Below are 4,612 nucleotides of genomic sequence, written 5' to 3'. Positions count from 1 at the left end.
TGTATACAATCTTGCGTCAATCCATATGAAAACACCCGGGGGTGGGGTGTTTATGGACAGCACTGTATGCAGATAGGCGGCAAGAAGCGCCAATCAGACCGCAAGCTTGGGCCATTGCTCAGCCGGTCGGCCGCTGCTCGGAGGCGATGGCCGGTATCTCAGTGCGGTCTTCGACGGGCGCGCCACACAACAGGGCCACGGCCCGGTCGGCGGCATCCTGAAACGGCTCAAGCACCAGATCGGCCCCGGCCGTCGCCAGCATTGCGGTCTCATCGGCGCTGTGCGAGCTGACCGCGATCTTGCCGCGATACCCTGCCGCGCGGGTCAGCTGGATCAGGGTCGTGCGCGTATCCTCATGGCTCAGCCCCGTGGGATGTATCGGCACTGTCAAGACGATGCGTTCGGCCCGCGACAAGGGCAATTCCGCGATGAATTCGGGATCGCTGGCATCGCCGAACGCGGTCTCCAGACCCAAGGCGCGCCACCGCCGGATCGCCTGTGGGTTGAAATCCACGCCCAACACCGCGATGCCGCGCTTATGCAGGCGCAGCCCGATCGCCGTACCGAAACGCCCCAGTCCGAAGATAATGACCCGAAAGCCGGTTGTTGCATGGTTGTCGCTCTCGCTCGCTTCGCGCGGGGTGCCGCGCCGTTCGAAAAGGCCCAGATACGGCCCGAAGACGGCATAAAGCTGATGCGAATAGGTGATCATGTAGGTCGAGGCCGCGATGGTCACGAGGCCAACCATCGTCACCAAACCCAGCGCATCATCGCGCACATGACCCAGCGATACGCCCATCGCGATGAAGATGAGCGAAAACTCACTGATCTGCGCCACCGTTAGCCCGGCCAGAAAGCCCGTGCGCTTGCGGTAGCCCAAGGCCCCCATGATCAACAGCACGATCAGCGGATTGCCGATCAACACGAAGAGCGAAAAGACGATCGCGCCGGTGACATGGCTGCCCAGAAGCGACAGATCCAGTGCCGCCCCGAGGGCGATGAAGAAAAACAGCAACAAGAAATCGCGCAATGGTGCCAGACGCGCGGCAATGGTTTCGCGGTAGGGGGTCGAGGCCAGCGCCACGCCCGCCAAGAGCCCGCCAACCTCTTTGCCCAGTCCCACGCCATAGCCGATGGCGGCGAACATCGCGGCCATGGCGATGGCGAAGATGACCAAAAGCTCAGGCGCACGCGCCAGCCGGTCGGTCAACGGCGTCGCCACATAGCGCACGAACAAGATCACAAGCCCCACCAGCGCCACGCCCGACACCAGCACCATGCCGACCGACCCGCCACCATGCCCCTCATCGCCCGCGCCGATCCCGATCGCCGACAGCACGATCATCGCCAAGACCACCACCAGATCCTGCACGATCAGAAAACCCAATGCGATCTGGCCATGAAGGCTATCGATCTCGCGCTTGTCGGAAAGCAGTTTGACGATGATGATGGTCGAGGAAAAGGTCAGCGCCACGGCGACATAGAGGCTAGTGATCGCGTCAAGCCCCAGCGTCAGGCCGATCAAAAAACCGAAGATCGAGGTAAAGGCGACCTGCCCAAGCCCCGTCATGAGCGACACAGCCCCCAGCGAGCGGATCAGCTTCACATCCAGTTTGATCCCGACCAGAAAAAGCAGAACCGCGATGCCGAGTTCCGACAAAAAGTCGATCTGCGCATCGGCGCGCACGATATCGAGCGCCGAGGGCCCGGCAAGTAGCCCGACCGCGATGAAGCTGACGATCAAGGGCTGGCGCAACAGTACGCCGATAAAGCCGATCACGGCGGCCATGACCAAAAGCACGGCAATCTCGGCAAAGGGCGATTGGATCAACGAAGCGATCATGCCCGCACCCGCGCGGCAGCAAGGCAAACATCATCGGCGGCCGAGCCGCTCGTGCCGGAATATCGTGTCATTGCGCGCGCCTTTTACGTGTTTCTGTTTCCCTCATCGCCGGTCGCGCAAGGTTTTTTGATGATCTGGATCAAATGCCGTGCATTTGGATCAACGACGGGCTTTCACGCGCTTAGTTCAGGAATGACCGCTTGGCATCATCCGTCGTTGCCCGTGCCATCCGCGGATCGATCAGCGGCTTGCGGTTGAGCGAGTGGCGCCAACCCAGTTTGCGCGCGCGCTTGCCTGACAAAATTGGGCGACAGGCCACCGGTGTGAAATGCGGTGCGGCGAACTCGGGGAAAATGGCGTGTATCTCGGCCAACCCCTCAGGGCTCAGTGCCTTGCGGGCCTGCGTGCCGAGGTAGAGGCTTTCGGCGGGGATGCCATTGGCGAAGACGATCTCATGATCGTCGAACAAGAGGTGATGATAGCTTAGCTCTGTGACATTATCGGCGATGGCGATGCCCGCGATGGTCACAAGATCCTTGGCCGCGACCAGCACCTCCGAGCAGCCGAACATGCGCTGCGCGATGGGCGAGGCCATCATGATGCGATGCTGCGGCGATACCAACAGATCTTCGGTCATCTCGGTCATGCCCAAGGCCGATGCACACAGTCGGATCGGGCGCAGATTGGGGTTGCGGTTGAGATCATCCTTGTCCAGACGGCGCGAGCCGATCCAGCGCAGCGGTTGCAGCCCGTGATCCATGGTCATCACCAGATCGCCGGGTTTGAGATCCTCGACCTTGACCGCGCCTTGGGCTGTGGCGATGCGGGTGCCATTGGCGAAACACACCACGTTGGTGTTTTCGAAATTCAATTCATTGGCGGCGACGGGCTGCCCATCGGCCCCGCGGATCTGCAACCCGCCCACCTCGGCCAGCGCCCCGTCATCTGCATGATCGGCGCGCAGCCAATCGATAGGGCGCACGAAGGTATTGGTCGGGTTGGCCGCGTTCCATGCCGCCAGCGTTGTTTCGTTGTAAAAAGTCGAGAGATCGACGAAGTCATTGTCGGTCTGATCGGGTGTGCCGCCGCCTTGGATACCCGTGGTCGTGTCGAAATCGGTGATGATGTCGCCGCCATCATCGACGATGAAGGCATCAGCCCCGGTGCCGCCCGTCAGCGTGTCGGCACCTGCGCCGCCTTGCAGCGTGTCGCGCCCGTCGCCGCCCGTGATGACGTCATCGCCACCTTGGCCATCGATGCTGTCATCGCCCGCATCGCCCGACAGCGTATCGGCCCCGACACTGGCAAGGATCGTGTCATTGCCATCGCCGCCGCTGACGACATTGGTATTGCCGGCCGCGTCGTTACTGGTGGCAAAGGCACCGCCGTAGCTGCCGGTGACCAACAGGTCGTCACCCGCGCCACCGTCGATCGTATCATCGCCCGATCCGCCGAGGATCGTGTCGTTGCCATCGCCGCCGCTGAGCAGGTCATTGCCGAAGCCGCCATCGATCGTGTCGGTGCCTGCGCCACCATCGATGGTGTCGTTACCGCCCGCGCCATCGATCGTGTCGTTACCATCCCCGCCGACAAGGGTGTCTTCACCGCTTCCGCCAAGCAGCGTGTCATTGCCCGCACCACCCGCGATGCTGTCATTATCCGCGCCGCCTTCGATGAAGTCCGCGCCTTGACCGCCGGTGATCAGGTCGTCACCGTCATTGCCGATCAAGATCACGCCGCTGGTATCGGCACTGGCATCGACCGTGTCCGCCTGATCGCTGAGAATGATCCCCTCGATCTGGCTGAATTGCCCGTTATCGCCATCGCTATCGGTGTAGCTGCCGCTTTCATCCCCGTCATAAAGGACGTTGACCGCATCATTGGCGGTCTGGAAATCCATCAGGTCGACATCGGTATTTCCGACGTCTTCGCCACCGATCACGGTCGCGTTGCCATAGCCCAGTTCGAAAAGGTCGGAGCCCGTGCCGCCATCCAGCGTCGCGTTCCAAAAACTGTCGACAAGGATATCGTCCCCTGCGCCACCCGATAGGCTATCGCCCGCGCCGGTATTGTTGCCCGCGATCAGAACGTCGTCGCCATCGCCACCAAAAAGCGTGTCGTCGCCACTGCCGCCCGAGAGTGTGTCGTTACCCGCGTCGCCGAAGAGCAGGTCATCGCCACCTTCGCCCAGAATGCTGTCATCGCCGTCACCGCCCGAGAGCGTGTCATCGGAGGTGACGGTGACTGGCCCGGTGAGCGACACATTGTCGAGCAAGGGGCCGAACGAGTTGCTTTGGGAACTCAATTCCCGGAATTCGAGGCGATCCGTCCCGCTTCCGGTGACGGTATAGCTATAGGTCTGCCAGGCATTGGTCGTGGGCGTGATCGTGTCGATCAAGACGCCGCCGAACCAGACCTCGATCGATTGTGTGTCTCCCGCGCTGCGCTGTTGCGCCTCGAAGCTCAACGTCAGGCTTTCGCCCGCAGGGGTCGTGACATCCTGATAGATATTATCGACGGCACTATCGGCGTCGATCTCGGCCCAATTGGTTCCATCGGCGGCCGTGATCCCGGCAAAGCCGTTGCCTTGAACCTCGACAATACCGCTGTCGGATTGCCAGCCGGCCAAATTCCCGTTGCTGAAGTATTGCCATGCGCCGTCCGCAACACCTGCCTCGAACGAGCCGTTGACGATCAGGTTGGGGCTAGTGACCGTTTCGGGCGAACCGCCGAGGATCGTGTCATTGCCCGAACCACCCGAGATCGAGT

Annotated in this window: 2 protein-coding genes; both read right to left on the bottom strand. The window is 61.7% G+C overall.

Annotated elements, in window-relative coordinates:
- Positions 1 to 118 precede the first annotated feature (118 nt).
- Positions 119 to 1,843: a cation:proton antiporter gene (locus ACTG4J_RS14865; protein ID WP_439140518.1), complete on the bottom strand. Its 1,725-nt coding sequence runs from the start codon at positions 1,841 to 1,843 to the stop codon at positions 119 to 121.
- A 181-nt stretch (positions 1,844 to 2,024) separates the two neighbouring features.
- Positions 2,025 to 4,612: Hint domain-containing protein (locus ACTG4J_RS14860; protein WP_439140517.1), on the bottom strand; the 2,588-nt coding region annotated here is incomplete at its 5' end.

Source organism: Roseicyclus sp. (genome assembly GCF_965662675.1).
In the GTDB taxonomy this organism is placed as follows: domain Bacteria; phylum Pseudomonadota; class Alphaproteobacteria; order Rhodobacterales; family Rhodobacteraceae; genus Roseicyclus.
This window is presented reverse-complemented; position numbering and strand designations above follow the sequence as displayed.

Excerpts from the sequence above, each read along its gene's own strand:
- ACTG4J_RS14865 (WP_439140518.1), bottom strand. The coding sequence starts at position 1,843 with ATGATCGCTTCGTTGATCCAATCGCCCTTTGCCGAGATTGCCGTGCTT.